Source organism: Bradyrhizobium sp. USDA 336 (genome assembly GCF_044908355.1).
Taxonomy (GTDB): domain Bacteria; phylum Pseudomonadota; class Alphaproteobacteria; order Rhizobiales; family Xanthobacteraceae; genus Bradyrhizobium; species Bradyrhizobium yuanmingense.
Map to the genome: position 1 here is coordinate 2067182 of NZ_JBIYDC010000002.1, position 24520 is coordinate 2091701.

Consider the following 24520-nt stretch of genomic DNA (forward strand, 5'->3'; position numbering starts at 1 on the left):
CCCATGCGCCCCGTGCCGCAAATCAACCTCAAACCCCGGAGAAGATGATCGCGGAATGAGGAATGTCCGGTGGGCAGGAAACTGAGAGTGACCGCGGCGATCGTGATCGCCGTCGCAGCTGCAATCTACGTCAACAACACAAGCCATCTGGCGCCACATCGGGACGGCAAGCCCGTGCTGCTCGCCCATCGCGGCATGGCGCAACGATTTGACGAGCGCGAGCTGAAGAACGACACCTGCACCGCCGCGCGGATGCTGCCGCCGGCGCACGACTATCTCGAAAACACGCTGCGCTCGATGCGCGCGAGCTTCGCGGCCGGTGCCGACGTCGTCGAGCTCGACGTGCACCCGACCAGTGACGGCGAGTTCGCCGTCTTCCATGACTGGACGCTCGACTGCCGGACCGACGGCGTCGGCGTCACCCGCGCGCAGAGCATGGCAAAGCTGAAGACGCTCGATATCGGCTACGGCTACACCGCCGACGCCGGCAAGACCTTCCCGTTCCGCGGCAAAGGTGTCGGCATGATGCCGACCTTGTCGGAGGTGTTCGCCGCCTTCCCCGACAAGCAGTTGCTCATCAACGTGAAGAGCCGGGACCCGGACGAAGGCGAGAAACTTGCCGGCGTGCTGACCACGTTGTCGGCCGGGCGGCGTAGCACCATCATGGTCTATGGCGGCGACGAGCCCATCGACGTGATCCGTCGCCTCGCCCCGGATGTCCGCACGATCTCGCGGAAGTCTATCAAAAGCTGCCTGGCACGCTATATCGGATACGGCTGGACCGGTCTCGTCCCAGCGGCCTGCCGCAACGCGATGGTGCTGGTGCCAATCAACGTCGCCCCCTGGCTATGGGGCTGGCCCGATCGCTTTCTCGCGCGCATGAACGCCGTCAACAGCGCTGTGTTCGCGCTCGGCCCCTACAGCGGCGGCGAGTTCTCCACCGGCATCGATACGCCGGAATTGCTTGCGCGGCTGCCGCAAAGCTATTCCGGCGGCATCTGGACCAACGAGATCGAGGCGATCGCCAGGCTCACCGGCAACAGCAGAGATTAGCTCCGCAGCCCCGGCGCCTCCTGTCCGGTGCGCGCGACATATTCGGTGTAGCCGCCGCCATATTGGTGGATGCCATCAGGCGTCAGCTCCAGCACGCGGTTCGACAGCGTCGCCAAGAAATGCCGGTCGTGCGAGACGAACAGCATGGTGCCCTCGAAATCCGACAGCGCATTGATCAGCATTTCCTTGGTGGCGAGGTCGAGATGGTTGGTGGGCTCGTCCAGCACCAGGAAGTTCGGCGGGTCGAACAGCATCTTGGCCATCACGAGGCGCGCCTTCTCGCCGCCCGAGAGCACGCGGCAGCGCTTCTCGACGTCGTCGCCGGAGAAGCCGAAGCAGCCGGCGAGCGCGCGCAAGGAGCCCTGGCCCGCGGTCGGAAACGCGTCCTCCAGCGACTGGAACACGGTGCGCTCGCCGTCGAGCAGATCCATTGCGTGCTGGGCGAAATAGCCCATCTTGACGCTGCCTCCGAGCGCCACGGTGCCCTCGTCCGGCTCGCTCGCACCGGCAACCAGCTTGAGCAGCGTCGATTTGCCGGCGCCGTTGACGCCCATCACGCACCAGCGCTCCCGACGGCGGATCATGAAATCCAGCCCGTCATAGATGCGCTTTGAGCCATAGCCCTTGTGCACGTTCTTGAGTGCGACGACGTCCTCGCCCGAGCGCGGCGCCGGCAGGAAGTCGAACGCCACGCTCTGCCGGCGCCGCGGCGGCTCGACGCGCTCGATCTTGTCGAGCTTCTTGACCCGGCTCTGCACCTGCGCCGCATGCGATGCGCGCGCCTTGAAGCGCTCGATGAACTTGATCTCCTTGGCGAGCATGGCCTGCTGGCGCTCGAACTGCGCCTGCTGCTGCTTCTCGTTCTGCGCCCGCTGCTGCTCGTAGAATTCGTAATCGCCGGTGTAGGTGGTGAGCGAGCCGGAATCGATCTCGATCACCTTGGAGATCACGCGGTTGATGAACTCGCGGTCGTGCGAGGTCATCAGCAACGTGCCTTCGTAATCGTGCAGGAATTTTTCCAGCCAGATCAGGCTTTCGAGATCGAGATGGTTGCTCGGCTCGTCGAGCAGCATCACGTCGGGCCGCATCAAAAGAATACGCGCCAGCGCCACGCGCATCTTCCAGCCGCCGGAGAGCTTGCCGACGTCGCCGTCCATCATCTCCTGGCTGAAGCCGAGGCCGGAGAGCGCCTCGCGCGCGCGGCCGTCGAGCGCATAGCCGTCGAGCTCCTCGAACCGGTGCTGCACCTCGCCGTAGCGGGCGATGATCTCGTCCATCTGGTCGGCCTTGTCGGGGTCGGCCATGGCGGCCTCGAGCTCGCGCAATTCGGCAGCGACCTCGCTGACGGGACCGGCGCCATCCATCACCTCGGCCACCGCGCTGCGGCCACTCATCTCGCCAACGTCCTGGTTGAAATAGCCGATGGTGATGCCGCGATCGATCGAGACCTGACCCTCGTCGGGCAGTTCCTCACCGGCGATCATCCGGAACAGCGTGCTCTTTCCGGCGCCGTTCGGCCCGACGAGACCGATCTTCTCCCCCTTGTTGAGGGCCGCGGAGGCTTCGATGAACAGGATCTGGTGGCCGGCTTGCTTGCTGACGTTGTCGAGGCGGATCATGAGGTCATTTTTGGGGGATTTTTGCGTTGCAGCGTCATACGGCATGCGGGCTGCAAGGGGAAGCCCGGGACAGGCCGGGATCCGGCCCATTCGGCCCATGACCGTTCGGCTTTGGGGCCTACGGACAAATGGGTCGGGCCAATTGCGTCCGGCACAGGCGACGTCCGACGCCCGGCGCTCAAGCTGCCCGGCCTCGGCCGCTTCGGGGTCACGCCCGGCCTGTAAGAACTTTTCGCCGAAATCTCAAAAAGGCTTGAGATCGGCTCTCTATCTCACTGAGAAAGGAGCCTGATAGGGCCGCCCGAACGGCACGCCGTTGATGACGGTCTGGACCGGCTTGAGGTGGGCTTTCCCTTCCCTTTTGTTGTTGCGCGTATCAACGAAGCTGACGGGTCCCTCGACCAGCTCCATGATCGCGACGTCGGCGGGCGCACCGACCTGAAGCGTGCCGATCTTCGGCGCACGGTTGATGATTTTGGCCGGCGCGGTCGTTGCCATTGCGACCACCTGCTCCAGCGTGAAACCGAGCGTCATGAACTTGCTCATCACGTTGGGCAGGAAGGGTATGCCCGGCGAATTGCCGGAGAAGACGTGGATGTCGGAAGAGATGGTATCAGGAGCGCATCCGCCGGGGATCGCCACGTCCGCCACGGTGAAATCGAAGCTGCCGCCGCCATGCCCGACGTCGAACATGACGCCGCGCTGCTTGGCCGCGAGAGCCGCAGGCAGCAGCTTGCCGTCCTGAACGATATTCGTGAAGACGCTCGACATGTTCGGGGCGCCCGAATAGGCATGCGTCAGCACGTCGCCGGGGCGCATCAGGTCGAGGATCTCAGACATCAGCTCCTTGGATTCGACCCCGCCGATATGCACCATCATCTTCGCCGGCCATCCGCACATCTCGCACGCCTGGATGCCGCGCTTGAGCGGCTCGAGCCCGTGCTTGAAGATGACGTTTTCCGACATGCGTACCTTGACCCCGAGCAGGAAGTCCGAATTCTCGGCCAGTGCCATGGCGCAGGCTTCGGTCTGCGCGGTGTCGATGTTGTGGAGCTCGGCGACCGGGAACGCCGACAGGCCGTTATTGGCGATGTGGACGAAGGCGTACATCCGCGCCCGCGTCTGGGCCACGATGAAGCGGCGCAACGCCGCCAGATTGTTAACGCCGGCATCGCCCGCCGACACGACGGTCGTCGTGCCCTGGAACTGCACCAGCTCGTCGGCGGGAATGCCGATGGCCGAGCCGTAGGGATAGACGTGACAATGCAGATCGATCAGGCCGGGCATCACCAGCTTGCCCGCGGCGTCGATGCTCTTTTGCGCGCGCTCGGCCGGGATCGTCTCCTGGACCGCCTCGATCGTGCCCCAGCGGATGCCGATATCGCGCCTGGCGCGCAGCGACTGGCTGGGATCGAGCACCTCGCCGCCCCGGATCACCAGATCGTACTTGTCGTTCGGCCCCATCGCCCCGCGCGCGGGCGCGGCGAGGCCGACGGCTGCCGCCGACGTCGAGAGTGCCAGGAAATCGCGGCGTGACAATGCAGGCATGATGATCCCCCTCTGTGCTCTTGTTGATGGCGACGGCCGGGCTGGATGACCAGATCCGCTTCCGCCGCCACAGTCGAGTTCACAACGAACGGGATTGGAAATGAAGCCCGGATGATCCAATCCTATGCTGCGCCGCGACAGGCGCGTGAATGTCGGACTGCCTGGAGTCGAACGTCTAAGACCAATAATGCGACACCAGGGCTTGTCGGATGCCGGCAATGCGTCCAAACTGTGATCAAAGTCGCTGGAATGCGGCATACCTCCAGCGGTTGACAACGGCAAGCGCACTGAAGCGCGTTCGAAAAACCAGGCCGCCAGGGAGGACGTCAATGACTGCAAAGTCTGAAAAGACCAGAACAACTCGTCGGAAATTCCTGCTGACCGCCGGCGCGGCCGGCGCTGCCACCATCGCCATGCCGCAAATCAGCCGGGCGCAGACAGCGACCCTGAAGATGCAGGGCTCGTGGGGCAAGGCCGATGTCTTCAACGAGATGGCCGAAGATTATGTGAAGCGCGTCAACGAGATGGCCGGAGGCCGGCTGCGCATCGACTATCTGGTCGGCGGCTCGGTCGTGCATCCGTTCCAGGTGTTCGACGGCGTTCATGGCGGCCAGATCGACGCGGCACACACGGTGACGGTCTACTGGTACGGCAAGCACAAGGCCGCCTCGCTGTTCGGCACCGGCCCGGTGTTCGGCTTCAACGCCAACGAAGGCCTCGGCTGGATCCACAACGGCGGCGGCAAGGAGCTGTTCGAGGAGCTCCAGACCAAGATCATGAACGTCAACATCAAGAGCTTCTTCGCGATGCCGATGCCGACCCAGCCGCTCGGCTGGTTCAAGAAGCCGATCACTAGCGACGCCGATCTCAAGGGCTTGAAATATCGCACGGTGGGTCTGGCCGCCGATCTCTTCCAGGCGATGGGTGCATCCGTCGCGCAGCTGCCCGGCGGCGAGATCGTGCCCGCGATGGAGCGCGGCGTGATCGACGGGTTCGAGTTCAACAATCCGACCTCGGACCGCCGCTTCGGCGCGCAGGACGTCGCCAAGAACTACATGATGGGCAGCCATCATCAGGCGACGGAATATTTCGAGATCATGTTCAACCGGACGAAATTCAACGCGCTGCCGAAGGAACAGCAGGCGATCCTGCAATACGCCGCCGAAGCCGTGTCCTCCGCCAACGAATGGAAGGCCATGGATTATTATTCGAAGGACCTCCAGGAGCTGATCAACAAGGACAAGGTCAACGTCCAGCGGACACCGAAGTCGGTGTTCGACGCGCAGATCAAGGCCTGGGACGGTCTGATCGCCCAGCTCGGCTCGGACCCGTTCATGAAGAAGGTGATGGATTCGCAGAAGGAATGGGTGCGCCGCGTGGTTTACTACAACATGAACAACGCGACGGATTACCGCGGCGCCTTCGAGCATCACTTCCCGGGCGTGCTCAAGGTCTGACGGCTGTCGCGGGGGATCGCGTCAGGTCTTATCGCGAGGGCGGCGCAATTGAAGCGCCGCCCACGATTTGGAGGGGGACATCCGGATGGACTGCTCGCAGCGAGTTCAGCTCGCATGACGAAATTCCTGTTCTTCATCGATGAGCTCAGCACGTGGGTGGGCAAGGCGTTCGCCTGGCTGATCCTCGTCCTCACCCTGGGTGTCAGCTACGAGGTATTCGTGCGCTACGTGCTGCGTGCGCCGACCACCTGGGCTTTCGACATCAGCTACATCACCTATGGGGCGATGTTCCTGATGGCCGGCGCGTACACGCTCTCGCGAAACGGCCATGTTCGCGCCGACGTGGTCTACCGCCTCTGGTCGCCGCGCACCCAGGCGACGATGGACCTCGTCCTCTATATCCTGTTCTTCCTGCCGGCGATCGCGGCCTTGATGTATTCGGGCTGGAACTACGCCCAGATGTCGGTGCGCTTCCGCGAAGTCAGCATCTTCAGTCCGGCCGGCGTGCCGGTGTTTCCACTGAAGGCGCTGATCCCGCTCACCGGTTTCCTTCTGTTCCTGCAAGGGGTCGCCGAAATCATCCGCTGCGTGCTGTGCATCCGCACCGGCCGATGGCCGCAACGCCTGCACGACGTGGAGGAGACCGAGAGCCTCGTCATCCGCGAACATCAGCAGCACGCGGCTGAGCCGCAGAGCGAAAAGGGACCAGGCGCATGACCGATCCTCAACTCGGCATGCTGATGCTGGGCCTCTTCATCTTCATCATCATGCTCGGCTTCCCGATCGCCTTCACGCTGATGGCGATGGGCGTCTCCTTCGGCTACTATGCCTACTACACCCCCGGTCAGGACTTCTTCCAGAACCGCATCTTCACGCTTCTGGTGCAGAAGACGTTCGAGGTCACATCCAGCGACGTGCTGGTGGCGGTTCCGCTATTCCTGTTCATGGGTTATTTGATCGAGCGCGCAAACATCCTCGACCGCCTGTTCTACTCGCTGCAGCTGTCGATGAAGAACGTGCCGGGCGCGCTTGCCGTGGCCACCCTCATCACATGCGCGATGTTCGCCACCGCCACCGGCATCGTCGGCGCCGTCGTCACGCTGATGGGGCTGCTGGCATTGCCGGCGATGCTGCGAGCCGGCTATGACGCCAAGCTGTCGGCGGGCGTCGTCTGCGCCGGTGGCTGCCTCGGCATCCTGATTCCGCCGAGCATTCTCCTGATCGTCTATGCCGCGACCGCCGGCGTCTCGGCGGTCAAGCTTTACGCGGCCGCGTTCTTTCCCGGGTTCATGCTGGCCGGCTTGTATGTCCTCTATGCCATGACGCGCGCGATCATCAATCCCGCGCTCGCGCCGAAGCTGCCGCGCGAGCAGACCGACGTGCCGACCTCGAAGGTCATCTGGGCGCTCGCCACGTCGTTCCTGCCGCTTGCGTTGCTGATCGTTTCGGTGCTCGGCGCGATCCTGTTCGGCCTGGCGACGCCATCCGAGGCGGCCGCGATTGGAGCCCTCATGAGCATCGTGCTGGCGGCCGCCTATCGTTCGCTGAATTACGAGATGATACGCGAATCCGTGTATCTGACCGTGCGCGCCACGGCGATGGTCTGCTACCTGTTCATCGGCTCCTGGACGTTTTCGGCGGTATTTGCCGTACTTGGCGGACAATCGGTGGTGGAGCAGTTCTTCACGTCGATGAACCTTTCGCCGATCCAGTTCCTGCTGCTGACCCAGCTCATCATCTTTCTGCTCGGCTGGCCGCTGGAATGGACCGAGATCATCATCATCTTCGTGCCGATCTTCCTGCCGCTGCTTCCCCAGTACGGCATCGATCCGATCTTCTTCGGCATTCTGGTGGCACTGAACACGCAGACGGCCTTCAACACGCCGCCGGTCGCGATGGCGGCCTTCTATCTGAAGGGCGTGGCGCCGCCTGAGGTGAAGCTGACCGACATCTTCTCCGGCGCGCTTCCGTTCGTCGGCCTGGTCTTCCTCACCATGGCACTGGTCTACATCTTCCCGGGGATCGCATTGTGGCTGCCGAGCTATCTCTATGGGGCGCGATGAGCGGACCCGGCAAACCGACGAGAGGCTGCGCATGAGTCTCAACGCGCTCGGTCTCGCGGAGGCTGCGGCCGGCATCCGCGACGGCCGGCTCAGCTCGGTGGAGCTCGTCGGCGACTGCCTCAGGCGCATCGATGAGGTCGATCGCGATATCCAGGCGTGGGCGTTTCTCGATCGCGACCACGCGATGCGGCAGGCCGAGGCGGCCGACGATCATCGCAAGCACGGCAAGGCCACAGGCCCGCTGCATGGCGTGCCCGTGGGCATCAAGGATATCTTCGACACCGGCGACATGCCGACGGAATTCGGATCGGAGCTGTGGGCCGGACGCACGCCGCGGCGCGATGCGGCGGCCGTGGCGCGTCTGCGGGCCGCAGGCGCGGTGATCCTCGGCAAGACGGTGACCACCGAGTACGCGTACTACAATCCAGGCAAGACCCGAAATCCGCACAACCCAAATCACACCCCCGGCGGATCGTCCTCGGGCTCCGCCGCGGCCGTCGCGGCGCTGATGGTGCCGGGTGCCATCGGCTCGCAGACCAACGGTTCGGTGATCCGTCCTGCCGCCTTCTGCGGCGTGGTCGGCTTCAAGCCCACGCATGGCCTCATTCCACGCAGCGGCGCGCTCCAGCTGTCGCGCACGCTCGACCATGTCGGCGTGTTCGGGCGCAGCGTCGAGGACGCGGCCCTGCTGGCGGAGGTCATGGTCGACTTCGACCCGGAGGATCCGGACACCCGGCCAGTTGCGCGCCCGCCATTCTCTGCGATCGCGGCGAGCGAGCCGCCGTTGCCGCCGCGATTTGCCTTCGTGCGCTCTCCGGTCTGGGATCAGGCCGAGCCGGAGATGCGTGAAGCCTTTGCCGAGCTCGTCGACGCTTTGGGCGAAGCGTGCAGCGAGGTCGAGCTTGGGCCGAGCTTCGACGGGGCCGTCGACATGCACCGCATCATCATGGAAGTTGATATGGCCCACAATCTGCGGCGCGATGACCAGCGCGGCGGCGACAGGCTGAGCACGCGCCTGCGTGAGGCGATCGCGCGCGGCCGCGCGCATCTTGCGATGGATTATTGCAACGCTCTGGCCGGAATTGCGCCGCTCAACCAGGCCCTGGACCACCTTTTCGATGAATACGACGCCATCCTGACGCCCGCAGCGCCGGGCGCGGCACCCGGAATCGAAACGACCGGCAACCCGGCTTTCTGCTCGCTCTGGACCTATCTCGGCGTACCCGCCATCAGCCTGCCATTGATGCGCTCGGAAACGGGCCTTCCGCTGGGCGTCCAGCTCGTCGGCCGCCGCGGCAACGACGCCCGCCTCTTGCGCACGGCGCACTGGCTGATCAAGACCATCGGGCGCACGCGTGGTAGCGGTCGGCGCAACGCCCCGAGCGCCGGATCGAACTCCGCTCCCGGCGCCGAGAAAAGGAAAGTGCGATGACCAATCTGATCACCGGACTCATCGGCCTCGCGCTCATGATCGCATTTCTTGGAATCCTGCTGGTCTGGATCAAGGCCATTCCGCTCATCGTCATCGTTGTCTGCGTCGTGGTGCTGGCAGTGATCGATTTCGTTCGATCCCTGCGGACGAACGGCGCGCCTCGTTGAATGCCCCATGGCAAGAAGATGCTTCACTTCTCGGCATTGGCCGGAGCAGCCGGAATTGCGACAAGAAGAGAGCTTTAGCGGCCAACCCGTTCGAGCTGCCACTTGGGATCGCCTGCGCAGCGCGCGTCGAGACCTTTGCTCAGGTCTGCGAGGCTCACCGCGCCCAGCCTCTCGACCAGCAATGCTTCGGCATCGCGAAGGACATCGTCCACCGCTGCGTTGACGAGTTGCTCGACTGCGCAGTCCGGGTTGGAATGCTCGTTCCCGATCGCAAATAGCCGGGGACCACCGACCGCACGATAGACATCGAGAAGCGACACGCGCTCGAGGTCGCACGCGATGACCCAGCCGCCGCCATGCCCTTTGTCCGACCGGACATAGCCCGCATCGCGCAGCCCCGCCAATGTGCGGCGAACGACGACCGGATTGGTCCCCAGCATCGCGCCGATCGCCTCCGACGTCATGGGGCCGTCATGTCGCGCCATGTGGAGCAGCACATGCAGCATTCGGGAAAGGCGGCTGTCGTTTCGCATCGGCTGATCTTTCGCATGCATGACTCTGAGGGGGCAGGGTTACGCGCGCCAACGCCGCCTCCGCAAACAGGGCGGTGAAAGGGTGCGCGGTCTCTCGATAATGCCTGGCTGCGCTGTCCCAGTGGTCTGGATGCTCAAACTGTCGCACGTCCGATACCTCAGGAGGCGCGGGTCATGGACGGACAGGCACTCGATCTGCCCGACGCGCATTTCGATGCCGTCTTTTCGATCTTCGGTGTCATCATGTTCCCCGATTGGCGCAAGGGTTTGGCCGAGATGCGACGGGTGACACGACCCGGGGGGCATGGCGTGGTCGCGACCTGGCGGAAACGGGGCGCGGCGACCTTCCTCCTGTTGGGCGAAGTGCGGCAAAAGCTGTTCCCTGATCGGCCGGGCATGGCAACGCCTGAAGCCGTTCAGGCCCTGAGCGATCCGGACGATTTCGCCCAGGCGCTCGTCACTGGCGGCTATCGCAATCCCCGGATCGACGTGGTGACCCACGATTTTCTGCTCGACGTCGCGGCGCTCGATGCGCCTGACACGCTCTTCGGCATGTCGCCCGACTGGACCAGCCTGGACGACATCGAAAAGGCGGCGGTGATTGCCGAGGTGCGGGCCAGAGCCGATGGTCGTCCGGTGCTGCCGATAAGCTCGACCGCACTCATTGGCGTCGCTGAACGATGAATACCAACCGCCTTTGTGCGGGGGATTCCGGACCGCCTTGATCACCGCTACTTCTTAAGGATACCCGTGTTGGTGTTTCCAAGCTGCTGGATGGCGGCGTCGGCGGCTGGCGTGTTGTAAGTCGGTCGAGATCCGCCGCCCTCCTGACCGGGCGGGGTCACGCCGAGTCTCTGGCCCGTCGTTCCCTGGCCCTTTGCATTAAGCGTGTTGGGCCCCGGCGAACCGCCGGTTCCGCTCAGCGTCGTTCCGTTCGAGAGCGTCGAGCCAGCCGTGCCGCCCGACCCGGTTGCGCCCGCCCCTCCAGCGGATGAAGCACCGCCTGAACCGCCTCCTGAGCTTTGCGCCATGGAAAACGAGATGGTGCCCAGAAGGACAGTCGCCGTCAAAACCAGAACCCTCATCTTCCACCCTTTCCTATGCCAGCGCCTGAAGCCGCTTGCTTCCTTGTCACAGTTCCTAGCGGCGGCGAGCGATCCATGCTCCGGCCAGGAAAGCGACGAGCAAGGACCGTAACGGCGCCCTCACCGTCACCTCGCGCAACTGATCAGCCCATCGCTTCGCCGGCTCTGGCGACGGCGTGCGGGCCTGCGGAGCAAAAGCTCCTCCTTGCTCTCCGGAACCCGGCCGCGGGCCTGAAGTCCGCTCTATGCCGCCCTGATCGTCCGTCAGCCCGGAGGCTTCGGTCATTGCCGCGGCTTCCTTCATGTCCATGCGCAAGCTCCATCCGATGACGGTTGCGGAACAACTCGATCGATCTCGTGCCCGTCCGACCGAGGTGACAGGCCCGTCCGACGACCGGGGCGGCGGCTATGGCGTCGACATCGATGCGAACTATATGCTTGTCGAAGATCCCCGCCGTCACCGCTCCCTTGAAAAAGCCGTTGCTCATCTTTCTGTTCCTCGTCTTCGCACCGCTTGCCGCATCGGCGGCGAGATATTTTTGGCTGGGCGATGGCCAGAACTGGCAAACGGCCGACCGCTCCAGCGCGGGTCTATTGACCGCCGCGGCCGATCACCGTGAGGCCGTCATACGGGTGTTCGGAGCAAGAACGGTGAGATGGCGCGGCATCTTCGCGATTCACACCTGGATCGTCGTCAAAGAGAAAGATGCGCCGACGTACACAAGGTACGACTACACGGCCTGGGGCGAGCCGATCCGCACCAACGGCTTCGCTCCGGACGGGCGATGGTTCGGCGCTGTGCCTGAAATCGTCGTGGCCGTCGATGGCGAGCGTGCGGAGGCGCTGATCCCGAAGATCAGGCATGTGGTCGAAAACTACAGGTTTCGATCCTATGGAGATTACAGCGTCTGGCCTGGGCCCAATTCGAACACCTTCGTGCAGGCCGCACTCGATTCCGTCCCCGAGCTCCGGGCCGTCCTGCCGCCGACCGCGATCGGCAAGGACTTCCCGTACACCGGCAAATGGTTCGGCGTCACGGCATCCGGCACGGGCATCTACGCCTCGCTTGCCGGATACATCGGCTTCTCGCTCGGCTGGGTCGAAGGTCTGGAGATCAATTTCTTCGGCGCCGTTCTCGGCATCGACATCCGGCGCCCGGCGCTCAAGCTACCTGGCCTCGGTCGGCTTGGGGTGACGCCGACCGTGTAAGGGCCCGCCAAATCCACCTCATTGCGGTCCGGAACGAAACGATTTCTCTCAGCTGTAACAGTATCAATTTGCTGGTGGACACGCAGATTTCGGGCGAGGCTGCCTGCAACCAGCGCTTCGTGCGCAGGCAGAAAAAGCATGAGGCCCCGCTGTTCCTCAGGCGATTGTCGCCAGCGGCAAGCACCAAACCTTGTAGGCGGCAATCAAGTCCGTCGCGCTCATCGCCGTTCCTCACGGTTGCGGAATGTTCTTCTGACTGAGCCATGCGCGCATCTCGCCGATCTCCCGCCTTTGGGTGTCGATGATCTCGCGAGCAAAGTGCTGGTTTCGAGGATCCTTGCCAAATTTCAGGACGATCTCGGCCATGTCGACTGCGCCTTGATGGTGAGGGATCATGCCGAGCACAAAGGCGAGTATCGGGATCAGCATTGGTGATGCCTCGCATCATCGGGCCGTGCATGCGGTCCATGGCGGCGCGGTAGGCATCCGGAGCCGTCAACCCTATCGCCGCAGCGCCGTGCATGCCATGCGGATGTTCGGGGTTCGGCGTATGGGTCAGCCGCTCTCCAGCCAGCGTTCCGATGTCTCCTTCGATGCCATAAATCGCAATGTGCAGTCCCCAGTAACCCGTTGTGAAAATGACTAGCGCCGCCGCAAGTCCGGCCGGGACGCCGGCAAGCCTTCGCTTGAGTGCGGGCAGGAAATGAACCTCACGACTATGATCGGCAGCAATGGCAACGACGACCGCCATGATGAGCGCGTGTCCGATCAGGTCGGTTCGCCCGAACGGATAGACGGCTGCGTTGAAGATGATGAAAAGAGCGATGGCAGACAGCCGGCGGATAAGCGGCGTCCAGATCAAGCCAAATCCCATCGTGAATTCGGCGACGCCCGCCATCGGGATAAATACGTCGCGCGGCATGCCGAAGGTCAAGAAGGGCTTTTCCTGCACGAGCGGGTAGAACCAGTCCGGATAGGCAAACTTTTCGAGGCTCGACCACATCAGCGCGATGGCAACGCCCCAGCGCAGCGCCTCGAAGCGATGGTTGCGCCATTCCGGATTGGATGAAGCCTCCAATACCAGATAGGCGGCGACGCCGACTCCAAGCGCGAGGTAGTCCAGCAAATGGAAGACATCATAGTCGCGCAGCGCGAGTAGCCACAAGGCGATGATGCCGAGAGCCGCAAGTGGCTGCGTCTTGCGAGAGAAGATCAACCCGGCGATCAGGAGCTGGGTCCAGGACACCCATTCAGCGGGCGTTTTAAGATCTGGCGTCAGGTAGACGCCGCCGACGGCGAAGATCGCCACGAAGAAGGCGGCAATGACGACGCGCACGAAGTCGTCGAGGCGCATCCAGAGAGGGTCGGTAATGCGATCCATGGCCAGCAGGATCGTCTCGCCGGCGCTCGACTTCTCGATGGCTCGTGACGCGAGGAAGAATGCCAGCACGAGCGCAATGCCGGTCCAGAACCATACATTGGTCAACGTGGCCCCGATCGACTGTGGTGGCGCTCCGACAATATAGGGCGCAAACCATTTGACATGTGCGTGAGCCGGCACCGGGGCCGCGACCGATGCGAGGATGATCAGGGCCAGCAGGCAACCAGAGGAGCGAGGCCGCGCGGGATGGTTCAATTTCTTCTCCTCAGGTGGTGAGGTGACTAAAGCGTGATTGAGGCGGGGCGGTAGGAGACGAGAACGCCAGAGCATGATTTCAAGGCAATGGCTCTTGTGATAGTTTAGACATTGCCAAGCGTGCTCCCTACCCTTTTTTCAATCGAGCTGCATCACGGCGGACGCGCGCTGGTCCTGTTTCCCTGGCTGATGCCATGCAATGCTGAGCGCGCGTGCCGCCGTGGCAGCGGGCTATTGCGCCAAGTAGCCGCCGCTGATCACAAGTTCGGCGCCGGTGATGTAAGTGCGTAGGCACGCGTCGAAGGAGGCTGTGAGCTGGTTCACATGCTGACTTAGCTAAAACGGAGTACGGTCGGAAGAAGCCGGATAAGAGAAGGGCATCGCGTCGAAACGGTGGCGCAGCGTCCGCTGCCGGAATTGGGCTTTTTCGGTCCAACGTTTTCAGAAAAGTCATTTGCCATGTGTATCTTCACAAGCCGAGCCCGGTGCGCGGCAGGTCATAACCAAGCAAGCCGACCTTTCCTCTACGTTTTGGCTTCCATACTCTCGGCCGCCTGCGTCATTTCCTTTGCGAGCGCCGCGTCCGCTCAATGCGCGGCGCGCGACGTGTTGCAAAACAAGCTGAAGCTCAAGACGCGCTCGGCCCCGGCGTCGCAACAGCCTATTAAGTCCGCGCGCGACGTTGCGACATGGAAGACGATCGCAATAGGGACCTTCGCCGACTCTCTTGCCTTGCGCAACGAACTCGATAGCAAGGGCTGCAATGTCGGTGGTCAGGCCGCTGAAATCCTTGCTAGGCCGACGTTCACCGTTAGCTCTCGGAAGACATATGTGGAGCTTCTCGATCTATCGCCTGCGCAGCTTGGATTCACGTCCGATACCGTGACTTTGGCTAACGTTTACGCACGCGCCCAGCAGTTCGGCCTTGAACTCGCTGCGGCCGAAGTCGGCCCACAATTGCGTCTTCAATATTTCGACCAGCCTATCGGCGAATTTCTCATCATCGGAATGGACCCGATCAAGACATGGAGCGGCGAGCCGATCATTCTGAATGTGGCAAATGGCGGCGCCGGATTGATACTCATCGGCCAGGATGGTCGCTCCGAAACGGATATATCCGTGGCCTCCCGTTTCATTTTCGTTCGATCCCATCGACCGGCGGCTAACCGCGACGTCGTCGGAGCAATAGCAAGAGCACTTCAGCCGCCGTGAGCGAAATGGCGCGCGTTTGCGTCGAATGTCAGCTCATTGGCCCTCAGCCGAACGGCCCATGAACCGCCGCGAAGCCTGCTCTCGCAGAGAAACCGGACCGGACGAGCAGAGCGGTCACCCGAAACGGACATTCGGCCGCATGGACCGGCGACAAAATGTAACTACGTTGATCTGTCATCCTGGTCGGTGCCGGATGAAGCGGAGAGAGTTCATTGCCGCTACTGCGGCGTTGCTACTTTCACCAGCGGTGGCGCAAGAGATCCGCCGCCGCATAGGCTTGCTCTTTGTCAATGAGCTGCCACCCGCTTGGCAGAGCGCATGGCTCGAGGGTTTGCGAAACCACGGCTGGGTTGAGGGAAAAAATCTGACCTTTGAGTACCGATTTGCCCGATCCCAGGATCGCTTGCCTGCTATGGCAGCAGAACTGGTCGCTGTTGGTGCCGATGTTCTTATGGCCGGCAACCCACAGGCAGCTGTAGCCCTGAAATCGGCAACCGCCAGCGTACCGATCGTATTCGTGGGTGTGGCCGATCCCATCAGGATCGGCCTCGTCAATAACCTTGCGCGTCCGGGCGGCAACATCACAGGTCTCGCGACTTTCGTGCCGGGTCAGTTCATCAGCAAACAGATCGAAATATTGCGCGAGTTGGTTCCTACTGCCTCGAAAATCGCTGTGGTAGCCAACCCGGGCAATGCCATCCACAAGTTCGTATTGGCCGAGGAGTTGCCCCAAGCAGCCGGGAAATTAGGCTTGAATTTCGTGATTGTGGAGGCGACGACTGCTGAGGAACTGGACACCGCCTTTGCCGCAGCCGCAGCCCAGCAACCAGATGCAATCGTTCCTTTTGGTGATCCTTTGACCCTGCGCAATGCTCCGCAAGTTGCGGCGTTGGCGGCGAAGCATCGCCTACCGGCGATTTATCTCAGCCGACAATTTGCCACCCCTGCTGGATTGATTTCATACGGTCCCGATTTCCCCGATTTGTTTCGTCGTGCTGGCGGCTATGTCGATAAAATCTTGAAAGGTAATAAACCTTCTGAATTGCCGGTTGAGCAGCCAACCAAATACGAGTTGGTGATCAATCTTAAGGCGGCCAAAGAGCTGGGTCTCACGGTCCCACCTACACTACTTGCTCGCGCCGACGACGTGATCGAATAGGGTGGCACTTCCGGTTATGGCCCATCTGCGAAGTTGCGACACATCTGTCGGAGGTCCGCTTATGACGGTAGAGTGGACAAGATTTGCTCAACCTGAGTTCTTCGCATTTCGACCCAAGGCCGACATGGCCGGGCCGTCATCTTGAATGCGCGTGCACTTTCAGCCCCTATCGAAGCGCTAGTCTGACCCGCTATCATGTCGGTTCGAGCAGGGGAAATGGGCATGAGGCGGCGGAGATTTTTGATCCCAGCGAATATGGATTATTTCATTCAATCTCATCCCAAGAGAGTACGTACGCTAGCCAAGTGGCTCGGCGTGGTTGCTGCCGTTGTTTGGCTGAATCAACATAATGCCAGCGCTCAGGGGTTGTTTGCTGCTGCTACAGGCGCCAAGGATCTGACGTTTCCCGATTCGCCGTCCGCTAGCCCAGCAGACGGTTCACGTATGATCTTGCTCAAACCGAAGGGAGCGGGACCGTTTCCTGCTATGGTCCTGCACCACCAATGTGCCGGTCTGCGCACCAAAGGCGGCCCGAACAGGTCGATGGGCACCTGGGCGCAAGCTGCGGTTCAGCAAGGCTTCGTAGTCCTTTTGATAGATTCCTTGGGACCTCGCGATGTCGATATGGTGTGTTTGGAAGTGAAGAAGGGCGTTAACTTTCCGCGCGGCGTCCGCGATGCTCTTCAGGCTGCTGATCACCTACGAGCCTTTCCATTCGTCGACAAGCAACGAGTCGCCCATGTAGGGTTTTCCTGGGGTGCAATGGTCGCGCTGCTGGGCAGCAGCAGCAATTGGCGAGCAGCTGCGCCAGGGAGTGAAGCATTTACAGCAGCTGTGGCGGTGTATCCGGGGTGCTTCTCAATCCAACCCAAAGCAGGCCCTCCATATGAAATCGTTCAGACCAAGATTGACCGTCCTACTCTGGTCTTGATGGGCGATAAGGATACCGAAACGCCGCCTGAAGAATGTATTCCCAAACTTCAAGCGGCAAAGAACGCAGGTGCACCCGTTGAGTGGTACACCTTCCCGAATGCTACGCATTGTTGGGACTGTCAGCACCTGAACGGGTTCTCAAAAATCGATTTTCGTGGCACTAAAGTGAGCTACCGATACGACCTAAGCGCAACCCACGAGGCGCAGCGACGAATCTTCGCCTTTCTGGAAAAAACCTGGGGCACCGGCCGCTGACATCCAGATGCGCGACTTGAGTGTCGCCTTCGGAGCAGACGCGCCGGAATTTATCGGCAACCTACGCCCTTCGCATCAGCTTGAGCGAAGCCTTCAGCCGCAGGCTTCGCTTGCCCGCAAGCGCGATGCCTTCGAGCTCGCCGCTGTCTTCCGTGCAGGTCCCGGAGAATCCGATGCCGACCTCGAGACCGCCGAACACCGGGTTCTCGCCTTTCGCCGGCGTGTGCTCCTGGTTCAGCATCTCACCCTTCCAGCGGCCGTCCGCCGAGGAATAGGCGCCGAGATAGTAGAAGAACGCATCGCCGCCGAGGATGCGCCCGTCGATCAGCAGCATCACGCCGGACAGTCCGGCGTCGACGCCGTCGAGCGCGCGCAAGCCCATCCCATAGAGCCCGTTGGCGATGCCGCCCGGTCCGACTGTCCCGCTCGGCGGCAAGCCTTCGTCGTCGAGGCGCGTGAGATTGGCCCAGAACCTGGCGCCCGGCATAGTGTCCGCGCCGCCTTCGAGACGGATCTGGTTGCCGTAGAGCCGGCCGCGCGCCCCGATCGAAGCGACGTCGGCGCCCATCAGCGGCTTGTAGCTGGGGTCGAGGTTGTGCCGCTCGGTGATGACCTGGGCGATGATCTCGCCGTCGCGCTCGACATAGGTGCCGAGATGCGCAAAGCCCGAATTGCCGCCCAGCATCCTGCCGTCATGCAGGCACATGATGCTGCAGCCGAAGCCATCGTTGACGCCGTATTCAACCTTGTAGAGCCCGTCCAGCAACGTCCTGAACCTGCAAATCGAAAATGAATTGCGGGCTACCTAGCATCGACGCCACAGCGAAGCCACCGGCTTTTGCGCGCATCGCCACCCCGGGGGAGCCGCCCGCCATGATGCCATTATGCTCCTGTTTTGCCCGACGGGTCAAAACTTCACTTCGTAAAACCCGCAGTCAATGATTTCAGGGACTTGGCTACTGTGCATGGGGTTGTTTTGGGGGTTTGTTTGCCGGCCTCCAAAAAAGCTCCTCGGCCGATCGGTGCCAGGCTCGAACCTGCTCCCACGGACGCACGACCAATCGCGCATGGACACACATTCAGCCGAGGACGAGCTCAGCGCGATCATCGCCGGCGCCGCGAAGCAGCCGCTGCTCGATGCCGCCTACGCACTCTGGCGCCAACGCTATCGGCTGGAGACGATTGCGGGACGTCCGACCGCCGAAGAGGTGCGGGTCAATCGCACCTTCTCGCCGGAGCAATTCATCATCCAGTACGGCCATGAACGCGCCCATGCCCATGAAGGGCCGATGTTCGGCTATGTGAAGCGCGCTCATCCGCGCGCCGACGATGAGGCGATCCGGCAAGCCATCATCACGGCGGTCAAATTCGAAGACGCCTACAACAAGCACTTCGACTGGAACGCCGATTTCGAGGATTGCGTGGCGCGCGCGGTGAAACAGGCCGCGCGGAAATATCCGCATTATCTCGAGACCACCTATCGCGACGCCCGCAACGACCTCGCCTACTACATGAGGTGAACTAGAAGCACAGCGTGGTGACCAGCCTGCCCTGCTTGTCCTTGATCGCATAGGGACAGCGAATGCGCTCCAGCGCCTTCTTGGCATCCTCGTCACCGAGCGCGGCGGCGCGCTCGTAATAGGCCTTTGCCGCGTCCTTGTCCTTCGCACCGCCGCGCCCCTCCTGCGCAAAGGCGCCCATCCGCTCCAGCGCGCCGGGATGGTTTTGCGCCGCCGCCTTCTCAAACAGCGCGCGCGCCGCGACATCGTCCTTTGCGCCGCCATCGCCTTCAGACAACATCAGGCCGAGCTGGTACTGCGCCTCCGCGTTGGTCTCGGCGGCCTTGCCGAGCAGCGCACGAGCCTGGGCGGGATCGGCCGGCGCCGCGCCACCTGCGCCACCGAGCGCTGCGAGATTGCTGACGCCGCGCGGGTTGCCGGCCTGCGCCGCCTTCTCGAACAGCTTACGCGCCTGCGCCTCGTCCTTGGCGACGCCCGAGCCGGCGGCGTAGGTAACACCGAGCTCGACCATCGCCGCACTCGATCCCTTGTCGGCCGCCTTGCGCCAGGCCGCGATCGCCTCCGCGGTCTGCCGGTTCGCCGCGTAAGCGCGCCCGAGCGCGAACATCGCCCGGCGCGAGGCGTTTGCCGCCTGCCTGCAGAACTTGACCGCGGTTGCGATGTCGGCGGAAGCGATCTCCGCGACGCCCTTCACGTCAGCCGGCTTGTCGGGATCGCTGGGATCGGCAGCGAGACGGTCGCACAACACGAGGTCGGCCGATTGCGTCTGCGCCGTCAGGGGCGCGGCGAGCGCAAAGAGCATGGCAAGGAGGAAAGTCCGCATGATCGTCACGTTGCGTCTGTGGCCCGGCAAATTCAAGGCTCAAGTCGGTTCACGTCTGCCATGTGTGGCTCAGGCGCGATGCATCAGCTTGAGCGCTGCGGTCAGGCGCAAGCTCCGCTTGCCGGCCAGCGCGGTTGCCTCCAGCACCGCCTGCTCCGCGTCATAGCTGCCGGAGAAGCCGATGCCGACCTCGTGGCCGCCGAAGATCGGATCGTCCTTGGCCGGCGTGTGCTCCTGGTTGAGGATCTGGCCCTTCCACCGGCCCTTCGCGGCGGTGTAGCTGCCAAGGTAGTAGAAAGCCGCATCGCCGCCGAGGATGCGGCCCTGGTTGAGCAGCATCACCCCGGTGAGTCCGCCGTCGAGGCCGTCGAGCATGCGCAAATGGATGGAGTAAAGACCGTCGCTGATGCCGGCTTCGCCGACGCCGCCGGCGATCGGCACCTCCTCGTCCGTGATCGGCGTCATCAGCGACTGAAACGGCACGCCTGGCAGCTCCTTGAGCTCGCCCTTGAAGCGATAGAGATCACCGTCGGCCCAGCCCTTCGCGATCAGGGTCGCATCGTCGGTGCCCGCCATGGCGCGGTAGCTCGGATCGGGATTATGGCGGACGGTCTTGATGACGATGTCGACGCCGCTGTCGGTCTTCTCATAGGTGCCGATATGGGCGAAGGCCGAATTGCCGCCGAGCATCTTGCCGTCGCCGGCATGCATCACGCTGCGGCCGACGGTATCGCCGAGCTGAAATCTCACCTTGTAGAAGCCTTCAATCACCAGCCGTGTCCCCGGCCCTGCGCGCATCCGGATGCACTCTATCCCGCTTTCGGCGGCGATGGACAAGTTTCGCGGCGCCCGGGTCGGCAGGCACAGGAACGGTTGTCATCAAAATGCAAAAATCCGCCGGAGCCTTCGCTCCGGCGGATTGAATGCCAACCCGGGCCAGCCCCCCAGCCCGGGCCGGGAGGATCTTAGGCCGCGGCCTTCTTGTCGGTCGGCACGGACGAGATCGTCTTCAGGATCTGCGAAGCGATCTGGTAGGGGTCGCCTTGCGAGTTCGGACGGCGGTCTTCCAGATAGCCCTTGTAGCCGTTGTTGACGAAGGAGTGCGGAACGCGGATCGAAGCGCCGCGGTCGGCAACGCCGTAGCTGAACTTGTTCCACGGCGCGGTCTCGTGCTTGCCGGTCAGACGCTTGTCGTTGTCCGGGCCGTAGACGGCGATGTGGTCCATCAGGTTCTTCTCGAAGGCGGCCATCAGCGCCTCGAAATACTCCTTGCCGCCGACTTCACGCATATAGGCCGTCGAGAAGTTGGCGTGCATGCCCGAGCCGTTCCAGTCGGTGTCGCCGAGCGGCTTGCAGTGGAATTCGATGTCGATGCCGTACTTCTCGGTCAGGCGCAGCATCAGGTAGCGGGCCATCCACATCTGGTCGGCAGCGGTCTTGGAGCCCTTGCCGAAGATCTGGAATTCCCACTGGCCCTTGGCGACTTCCGCGTTGATGCCTTCATGATTGATGCCGGCAGCCAAGCACAGGTCGAGATGCTCTTCGACGATCTTGCGGGCGACGTCTCCGACGTTCGAGTAGCCGACGCCGGTGTAGTACGGGCCCTGCGGCGCCGGATAGCCGGACTCGGGGAAGCCGAGCGGACGGCCGTTCTTGTAGAAGAAGTATTCCTGCTCGAAGCCGAACCAGGCGCCGGAATCGTCCAGGATGGTGGCGCGCTTGTTGGACGGATGCGGGGTCTTGCCATCGGGCATCATGACTTCGCACATCACCAGCACGCCGTTGGTGCGCGCACCGTCCGGGAACACCGCGACCGGCTTCAGCACGCAATCGGAGCTGTGGCCTTCGGCCTGCTGGGTGGAGGAGCCGTCGAAGCCCCAGAGCGGAAGCTGCTCGAGCGTCGGGAACGACGCGAATTCCTTGATCTGAGTTTTGCCGCGCAAATTCGGAGTCGGCGTATATCCGTCGAGCCAGATGTACTCGAGCTTGTACTTGGTCATTGAGCCTCTCTGTAGATGATGCGAAAGGTTGGGGGCCCGGGCGGGCCCCCGCACGTTTGTACCCGGCCATCATCGGCCAGCCTTTCCCAAGCATTTCGCGTGCCAAAAGGCCGCAGTACGGGCGGTTTTCCACCGCTTCCGGCTCCTCCTCACCGCGGACGAGCCCTCCACGGCACCGTGCGTCATAGCCGCGCACCTTGGCGCGAAGCTGCGCTGCAAAAATCCGGCGGAAAACGCCCGATTTAGAAGCAGCGGACGCCGCCCTGCGCGTTGCCGATGAAACGCGCATCAACGTCCGGTAACTTTCGCAAACTCCCCCGCCCCTCCCCAGCAACGTTCGGAATGGACCACGCGTTGGTCAGCGGTAGCGTGCCTTGGAGGATGCAGAAGGCCATCTGCCTACAAATTGAGCGGAAACTGATTTCCTTTTCAGCACTTTCCAATCAGGGATGAGCGGCCGATATGGGGATTCCAGTAACCACAATCGAACGAGTCGGGCGCACCATGGAGGCCAAGGCGCTTCGACCAAGGAGAATCGCAATGATGAACAATGGTCTGAGTCACGGATCTGCAAAGATCTACCAATTCCCCGTCGGCGGCCGTGCGGCCCTCGCCGGACGCCGCTATGGCGAGACCCGTCTTCCCGCCGATCAGGCGTCGCTGCCCGCGAACGTCTCGATCTGCAGCGACAGCTGGTATCACCAGGATGCGGTCGACGAAGCCAAGCCCAAATGGGAACGCTGATGCCAGCTGCTGGTCTGACAGTGCCGGGCTTTCCCAAGCGGCCGGCGGCAGTTTGAAAAAGGGTCGAAACAACGGCGTTTCGGCTCTTTTTAATTCCAGGCGCGCCCGCGCCTAGATCCCGGGCTTTTCGACCACCGCGCAGGCCGTAACCGGCCGCTTCAGGTGCTTGACCGTAGCGGGCCCGGTCTTGGGAATCCTCAGCGTGACTCCCGCCCCCGAATAGCGCGTCCCGGAAACAGCCAGCCGCTTGGCGAGCGTAACCGGCTGGCCATCGATCTGGACGAAGGCCCGCTTGTCGTGGTCATAAATGCCCAGGATGAACTGCGTACCATCGGCGCAGCGGTAGGTTTGGAAGGTCTGCGCATCGGCCTGCCGCGCACCGAGCATTGCGCCCGCCAGCATACTGACCGTCAAAACAATGGCCTTGTGCCGGCTCATGATCGCCCCCTGTAATAGACCGCAAGGACGCCAAACGTGCATCCGGTGGAACCATAGCCCAAGCTGATACCATGCAAGACTCCTCCCCGAAGGACTCCCCTGCCCGCCATCTCGCGCTGCAGGGTGCGAGCAATTTCCGCGACCTCGGCGGCTACCCGACCATTGATGGCCGCACCACACGCTGGCGGCATATTTTCCGCTCCAACCATCTCGGCCAGCTCACGGCTGCCGACATCGAGGTCGTCCGCGCGCTTGGCGTGCGCAGCGCCTTCGATTTCCGTGGCCTGGAGGAGCGCGCGGCCGGCATCTGCGTCGTGGACGAGATCACGGTGCATTCGCTGCCGATCGAGCCGACCGTCGTGGCCGGGCTGCGCGCCGAGCTCGCGAAAGGCACGCTGACCGCGGCCGTCGCGCTCGAGCTCATGCGCGAGTCCTACCGCAATTATGTGCGCCACAATACGCACAGCTTCCGCGCGCTGTTCGGTCATTTGCTGGAAGATCGCGCACCGCTCGTGATCCACTGCACCGCCGGCAAGGACCGCACCGGCTTCGCCAGCGCGCTGATTCTGCATGCGCTTGGCGTGGCGGACGAGGTCATCGCCGAGGATTATCTCTTGACCAACCGGCACTACAAGCGCGACCCGTCGAACGTCTCCGATCTGCCCGCCGATGTTCTCGACGCGATCGGCAGCGTCGAGGCCTCGTACCTTGCGGCCGCTTTCGAAGCGGTCGGCGGCGAATATGGCGATCTCGAAACCTATTTGCGCGACGGGCTCAAGCTCGGCACGGCAGAACGAGACGCACTGAAGGCGCGCTATCTGCAAGCATAGGGCGGCTGTGCCGGGAGAACGATCATGCAAGGCAAAATCTTGATCGTGACGGGCGCACGCGGCGCGCTCGGTCAAGTAGTCGCGGAAACGGCGCTGGTACGCGGCGCGCGCGTGGCTGGCATCGATCACGCGTCTTCGCAAACCGCCGCAAGCGCTGACCACATCGACATCGCGGGCGTTGACCTGTCCGACCCAGCGCAGGCGAAAACGGCCGTCGATGCGGCGGCAAAGCATTTCGGCGGGCTCGACGCATTGATCAACATCGCCGGCGGCTTTGCCTTCGAGACCGTCGGCGACGGCGATATCGCGACGTGGCAGCGCATGCATGCGCTGAACGTGCTGACCGCGCTCAACGCCTCGCGTGCGGCGTTGCCGCACCTTGCCAAGTCCACGGCCGGCCGCATCGTCAATATCGGCGCCATGGGCGCGCTACAGGCCGGCAGCGGCATGGGCTCCTATGCCGCGTCGAAAGCCGGCGTTCATCGCCTCACCGAGGCCCTCGCCAGCGAGTGGAAGGGCAAGGTTACCGTCAACGCGGTGCTGCCCTCGATCATCGACACCGCGGCCAACCGCGCCGACATGCCGAAAGCCGACTTTTCCAAATGGGTGACGCCCCAGGAGCTCGCCGAAGTCATCCTGTTCCTCGCCAGCGATGCCGCGAGCGGCGTCACGGGCGCCCTGATCCCCGTCGGTGGACGGATGTAATCGCGTTCCGATTGGAACGTTAGAGACATCGGCCCGGATTCAATCAGGGCCGAGAACGCTCTAGACTGTCCACAACTGATTCTCCGATCGGACGTCCCC

26 protein-coding genes are annotated in these 24520 nt (G+C 62.8%); 16 read left to right on the top strand and 10 right to left on the bottom strand.

What is annotated here, in order from left to right:
• The first annotated feature begins 69 nt into the window (after window positions 1–69).
• A complete protein-coding gene (locus tag ABIA45_RS10660; protein ID WP_271546866.1) occupies window positions 70–1053 on the top strand; it encodes a glycerophosphodiester phosphodiesterase family protein in 984 nt (327 codons plus the stop codon).
• Here the strand turns inward: ABIA45_RS10660 and ABIA45_RS10665 are convergent.
• Both ABIA45_RS10665 and ABIA45_RS10670 read right to left on the bottom strand, forming a co-directional pair.
• Window positions 1050–2672, bottom strand: coding sequence for an ABC-F family ATP-binding cassette domain-containing protein (locus ABIA45_RS10665; protein ID WP_271546868.1), 1623 nt, complete (start codon window positions 2670–2672; stop codon window positions 1050–1052). The two genes, ABIA45_RS10660 and ABIA45_RS10665, sit on opposite strands and share 4 nt — an antisense overlap.
• 267 nt (window positions 2673–2939) lie before the next feature.
• Entirely contained in the window at window positions 2940–4220 is a 1281-nt protein-coding gene (locus tag ABIA45_RS10670; RefSeq protein ID WP_271546870.1) for an amidohydrolase/deacetylase family metallohydrolase, read from the bottom strand.
• Between the two features lie 329 nt (window positions 4221–4549).
• Between ABIA45_RS10670 and ABIA45_RS10675 the strand changes: the two genes are divergently transcribed.
• The 5 genes from ABIA45_RS10675 to ABIA45_RS10695 all read left to right on the top strand — a co-directional run bounded on the left by ABIA45_RS10675 (window position 4550) and on the right by ABIA45_RS10695 (window position 9339).
• Entirely contained in the window at window positions 4550–5677 is a 1128-nt protein-coding gene (locus tag ABIA45_RS10675) for a TRAP transporter substrate-binding protein (protein WP_157284654.1), read from the top strand.
• Window positions 5678–5791: 114 nt separating this feature from the next.
• On the top strand, window positions 5792–6394 hold the full coding sequence (locus ABIA45_RS10680; protein WP_025035930.1) for a TRAP transporter small permease subunit: 603 nt from the start codon (window positions 5792–5794) through the stop codon (window positions 6392–6394).
• Window positions 6391–7740: a TRAP transporter large permease subunit gene (locus ABIA45_RS10685; protein WP_271546874.1), complete on the top strand. Its 1350-nt coding sequence runs from the start codon at window positions 6391–6393 to the stop codon at window positions 7738–7740. Before ABIA45_RS10680 ends, ABIA45_RS10685 begins: the two co-directional genes overlap by 4 nt.
• Before the next feature lie 31 nt (window positions 7741–7771).
• On the top strand, window positions 7772–9172 hold the full coding sequence (locus ABIA45_RS10690; protein ID WP_404651979.1) for an amidase: 1401 nt from the start codon (window positions 7772–7774) through the stop codon (window positions 9170–9172).
• Window positions 9169–9339 carry a hypothetical protein gene (locus tag ABIA45_RS10695; protein WP_271546878.1) on the top strand — a complete coding sequence of 57 codons (171 nt, stop codon included), beginning with the start codon at window positions 9169–9171 and terminating at the stop codon, window positions 9337–9339. The genes ABIA45_RS10690 and ABIA45_RS10695 overlap by 4 nt, the downstream gene beginning before the upstream one ends.
• Before the next feature lie 74 nt (window positions 9340–9413).
• Here the strand turns inward: ABIA45_RS10695 and ABIA45_RS10700 are convergent, their stop codons facing one another.
• Window positions 9414–9872, bottom strand: a complete 459-nt coding sequence (locus ABIA45_RS10700; RefSeq protein ID WP_404651981.1) for an Rrf2 family transcriptional regulator — start codon at window positions 9870–9872, stop codon at window positions 9414–9416.
• A gap of 153 nt (window positions 9873–10025) precedes the next feature.
• On the opposite strand from ABIA45_RS10700, the gene ABIA45_RS10705 reads away from it, so the two are divergent.
• Window positions 10026–10556, top strand: a complete 531-nt coding sequence (locus ABIA45_RS10705; protein ID WP_404655650.1) for a class I SAM-dependent methyltransferase — start codon at window positions 10026–10028, stop codon at window positions 10554–10556.
• A gap of 456 nt (window positions 10557–11012) precedes the next feature.
• Here the strand turns inward: ABIA45_RS10705 and ABIA45_RS10710 are convergent, their stop codons facing one another.
• Window positions 11013–11267, bottom strand: coding sequence for a hypothetical protein (locus ABIA45_RS10710; protein WP_157284648.1), 255 nt, complete (start codon window positions 11265–11267; stop codon window positions 11013–11015).
• 170 nt (window positions 11268–11437) lie between these two features.
• On the opposite strand from ABIA45_RS10710, the gene ABIA45_RS10715 reads away from it, so the two are divergent.
• Window positions 11438–12166: a DUF3750 domain-containing protein gene (locus ABIA45_RS10715; protein WP_404655651.1), complete on the top strand. Its 729-nt coding sequence runs from the start codon at window positions 11438–11440 to the stop codon at window positions 12164–12166.
• Window positions 12167–12397: 231 nt separating this feature from the next.
• On the opposite strand, the gene ABIA45_RS10720 is transcribed toward ABIA45_RS10715, so the two are convergent.
• Window positions 12398–12595, bottom strand: coding sequence for a DUF305 domain-containing protein (locus tag ABIA45_RS10720; RefSeq protein ID WP_404651983.1), 198 nt, complete (start codon window positions 12593–12595; stop codon window positions 12398–12400).
• A 274-nt stretch (window positions 12596–12869) separates the two neighbouring features.
• On the opposite strand from ABIA45_RS10720, the gene ABIA45_RS10725 reads away from it, so the two are divergent.
• The 4 genes from ABIA45_RS10725 (at window position 12870) to ABIA45_RS10740 (ending at window position 17361) form a co-directional block, all read left to right on the top strand.
• The gene (locus tag ABIA45_RS10725) at window positions 12870–13235 is read left to right on the top strand and encodes a hypothetical protein (RefSeq protein ID WP_404651984.1); all 366 of its coding nucleotides are present in this window, start codon (window positions 12870–12872) and stop codon (window positions 13233–13235) included.
• Between the two features lie 960 nt (window positions 13236–14195).
• Entirely contained in the window at window positions 14196–15014 is an 819-nt protein-coding gene (locus ABIA45_RS10730) for a hypothetical protein (RefSeq protein ID WP_275499294.1), read from the top strand.
• Window positions 15015–15072: 58 nt separating this feature from the next.
• On the top strand, window positions 15073–16173 hold the full coding sequence (locus tag ABIA45_RS10735) for an ABC transporter substrate-binding protein (protein WP_404651986.1): 1101 nt from the start codon (window positions 15073–15075) through the stop codon (window positions 16171–16173).
• A gap of 255 nt (window positions 16174–16428) precedes the next feature.
• A complete protein-coding gene (locus ABIA45_RS10740; RefSeq protein ID WP_404651987.1) occupies window positions 16429–17361 on the top strand; it encodes a dienelactone hydrolase family protein in 933 nt (310 codons plus the stop codon).
• A gap of 61 nt (window positions 17362–17422) precedes the next feature.
• Here ABIA45_RS10740 and ABIA45_RS10745 read toward each other — a convergent pair whose 3' ends face one another.
• Window positions 17423–18127 (bottom strand): GrlR family regulatory protein, encoded by a 705-nt coding sequence (locus ABIA45_RS10745; RefSeq protein ID WP_404651989.1) that lies wholly within the window; start codon window positions 18125–18127, stop codon window positions 17423–17425.
• A 301-nt stretch (window positions 18128–18428) separates the two neighbouring features.
• On the opposite strand from ABIA45_RS10745, the gene ABIA45_RS10750 reads away from it, so the two are divergent.
• Entirely contained in the window at window positions 18429–18881 is a 453-nt protein-coding gene (locus tag ABIA45_RS10750; RefSeq protein WP_404651991.1) for a hypothetical protein, read from the top strand.
• Window position 18882: 1 nt separating this feature from the next.
• Here the strand turns inward: ABIA45_RS10750 and ABIA45_RS10755 are convergent, their stop codons facing one another.
• From ABIA45_RS10755 to ABIA45_RS10765, 3 genes are all read right to left on the bottom strand, one after another.
• Window positions 18883–19704 carry a tetratricopeptide repeat protein gene (locus ABIA45_RS10755; protein ID WP_404651993.1) on the bottom strand — a complete coding sequence of 274 codons (822 nt, stop codon included), beginning with the start codon at window positions 19702–19704 and terminating at the stop codon, window positions 18883–18885.
• A 69-nt stretch (window positions 19705–19773) separates the two neighbouring features.
• Window positions 19774–20475 carry a GrlR family regulatory protein gene (locus ABIA45_RS10760; protein ID WP_271546897.1) on the bottom strand — a complete coding sequence of 234 codons (702 nt, stop codon included), beginning with the start codon at window positions 20473–20475 and terminating at the stop codon, window positions 19774–19776.
• Between the two features lie 194 nt (window positions 20476–20669).
• Window positions 20670–21704, bottom strand: coding sequence for a glutamine synthetase beta-grasp domain-containing protein (locus tag ABIA45_RS10765; RefSeq protein ID WP_157284640.1), 1035 nt, complete (start codon window positions 21702–21704; stop codon window positions 20670–20672).
• A 540-nt stretch (window positions 21705–22244) separates the two neighbouring features.
• Between ABIA45_RS10765 and ABIA45_RS10770 the strand changes: the two genes are divergently transcribed.
• Window positions 22245–22448: a DUF2735 domain-containing protein gene (locus ABIA45_RS10770; RefSeq protein ID WP_036022780.1), complete on the top strand. Its 204-nt coding sequence runs from the start codon at window positions 22245–22247 to the stop codon at window positions 22446–22448.
• Window positions 22449–22559: 111 nt separating this feature from the next.
• On the opposite strand, the gene ABIA45_RS10775 is transcribed toward ABIA45_RS10770, so the two are convergent.
• Window positions 22560–22886 (bottom strand): MliC family protein, encoded by a 327-nt coding sequence (locus ABIA45_RS10775; RefSeq protein WP_275509634.1) that lies wholly within the window; start codon window positions 22884–22886, stop codon window positions 22560–22562.
• 71 nt (window positions 22887–22957) lie between these two features.
• On the opposite strand from ABIA45_RS10775, the gene ABIA45_RS10780 reads away from it, so the two are divergent.
• Both ABIA45_RS10780 and ABIA45_RS10785 read left to right on the top strand, forming a co-directional pair.
• Complete coding sequence (locus ABIA45_RS10780; protein ID WP_404651995.1) at window positions 22958–23716, top strand: tyrosine-protein phosphatase; 759 nt, start codon at window positions 22958–22960, stop codon at window positions 23714–23716.
• Window positions 23717–23740: 24 nt separating this feature from the next.
• A complete protein-coding gene (locus tag ABIA45_RS10785; protein WP_404651996.1) occupies window positions 23741–24421 on the top strand; it encodes an SDR family oxidoreductase in 681 nt (226 codons plus the stop codon).
• Window positions 24422–24520 lie beyond the last annotated feature (99 nt).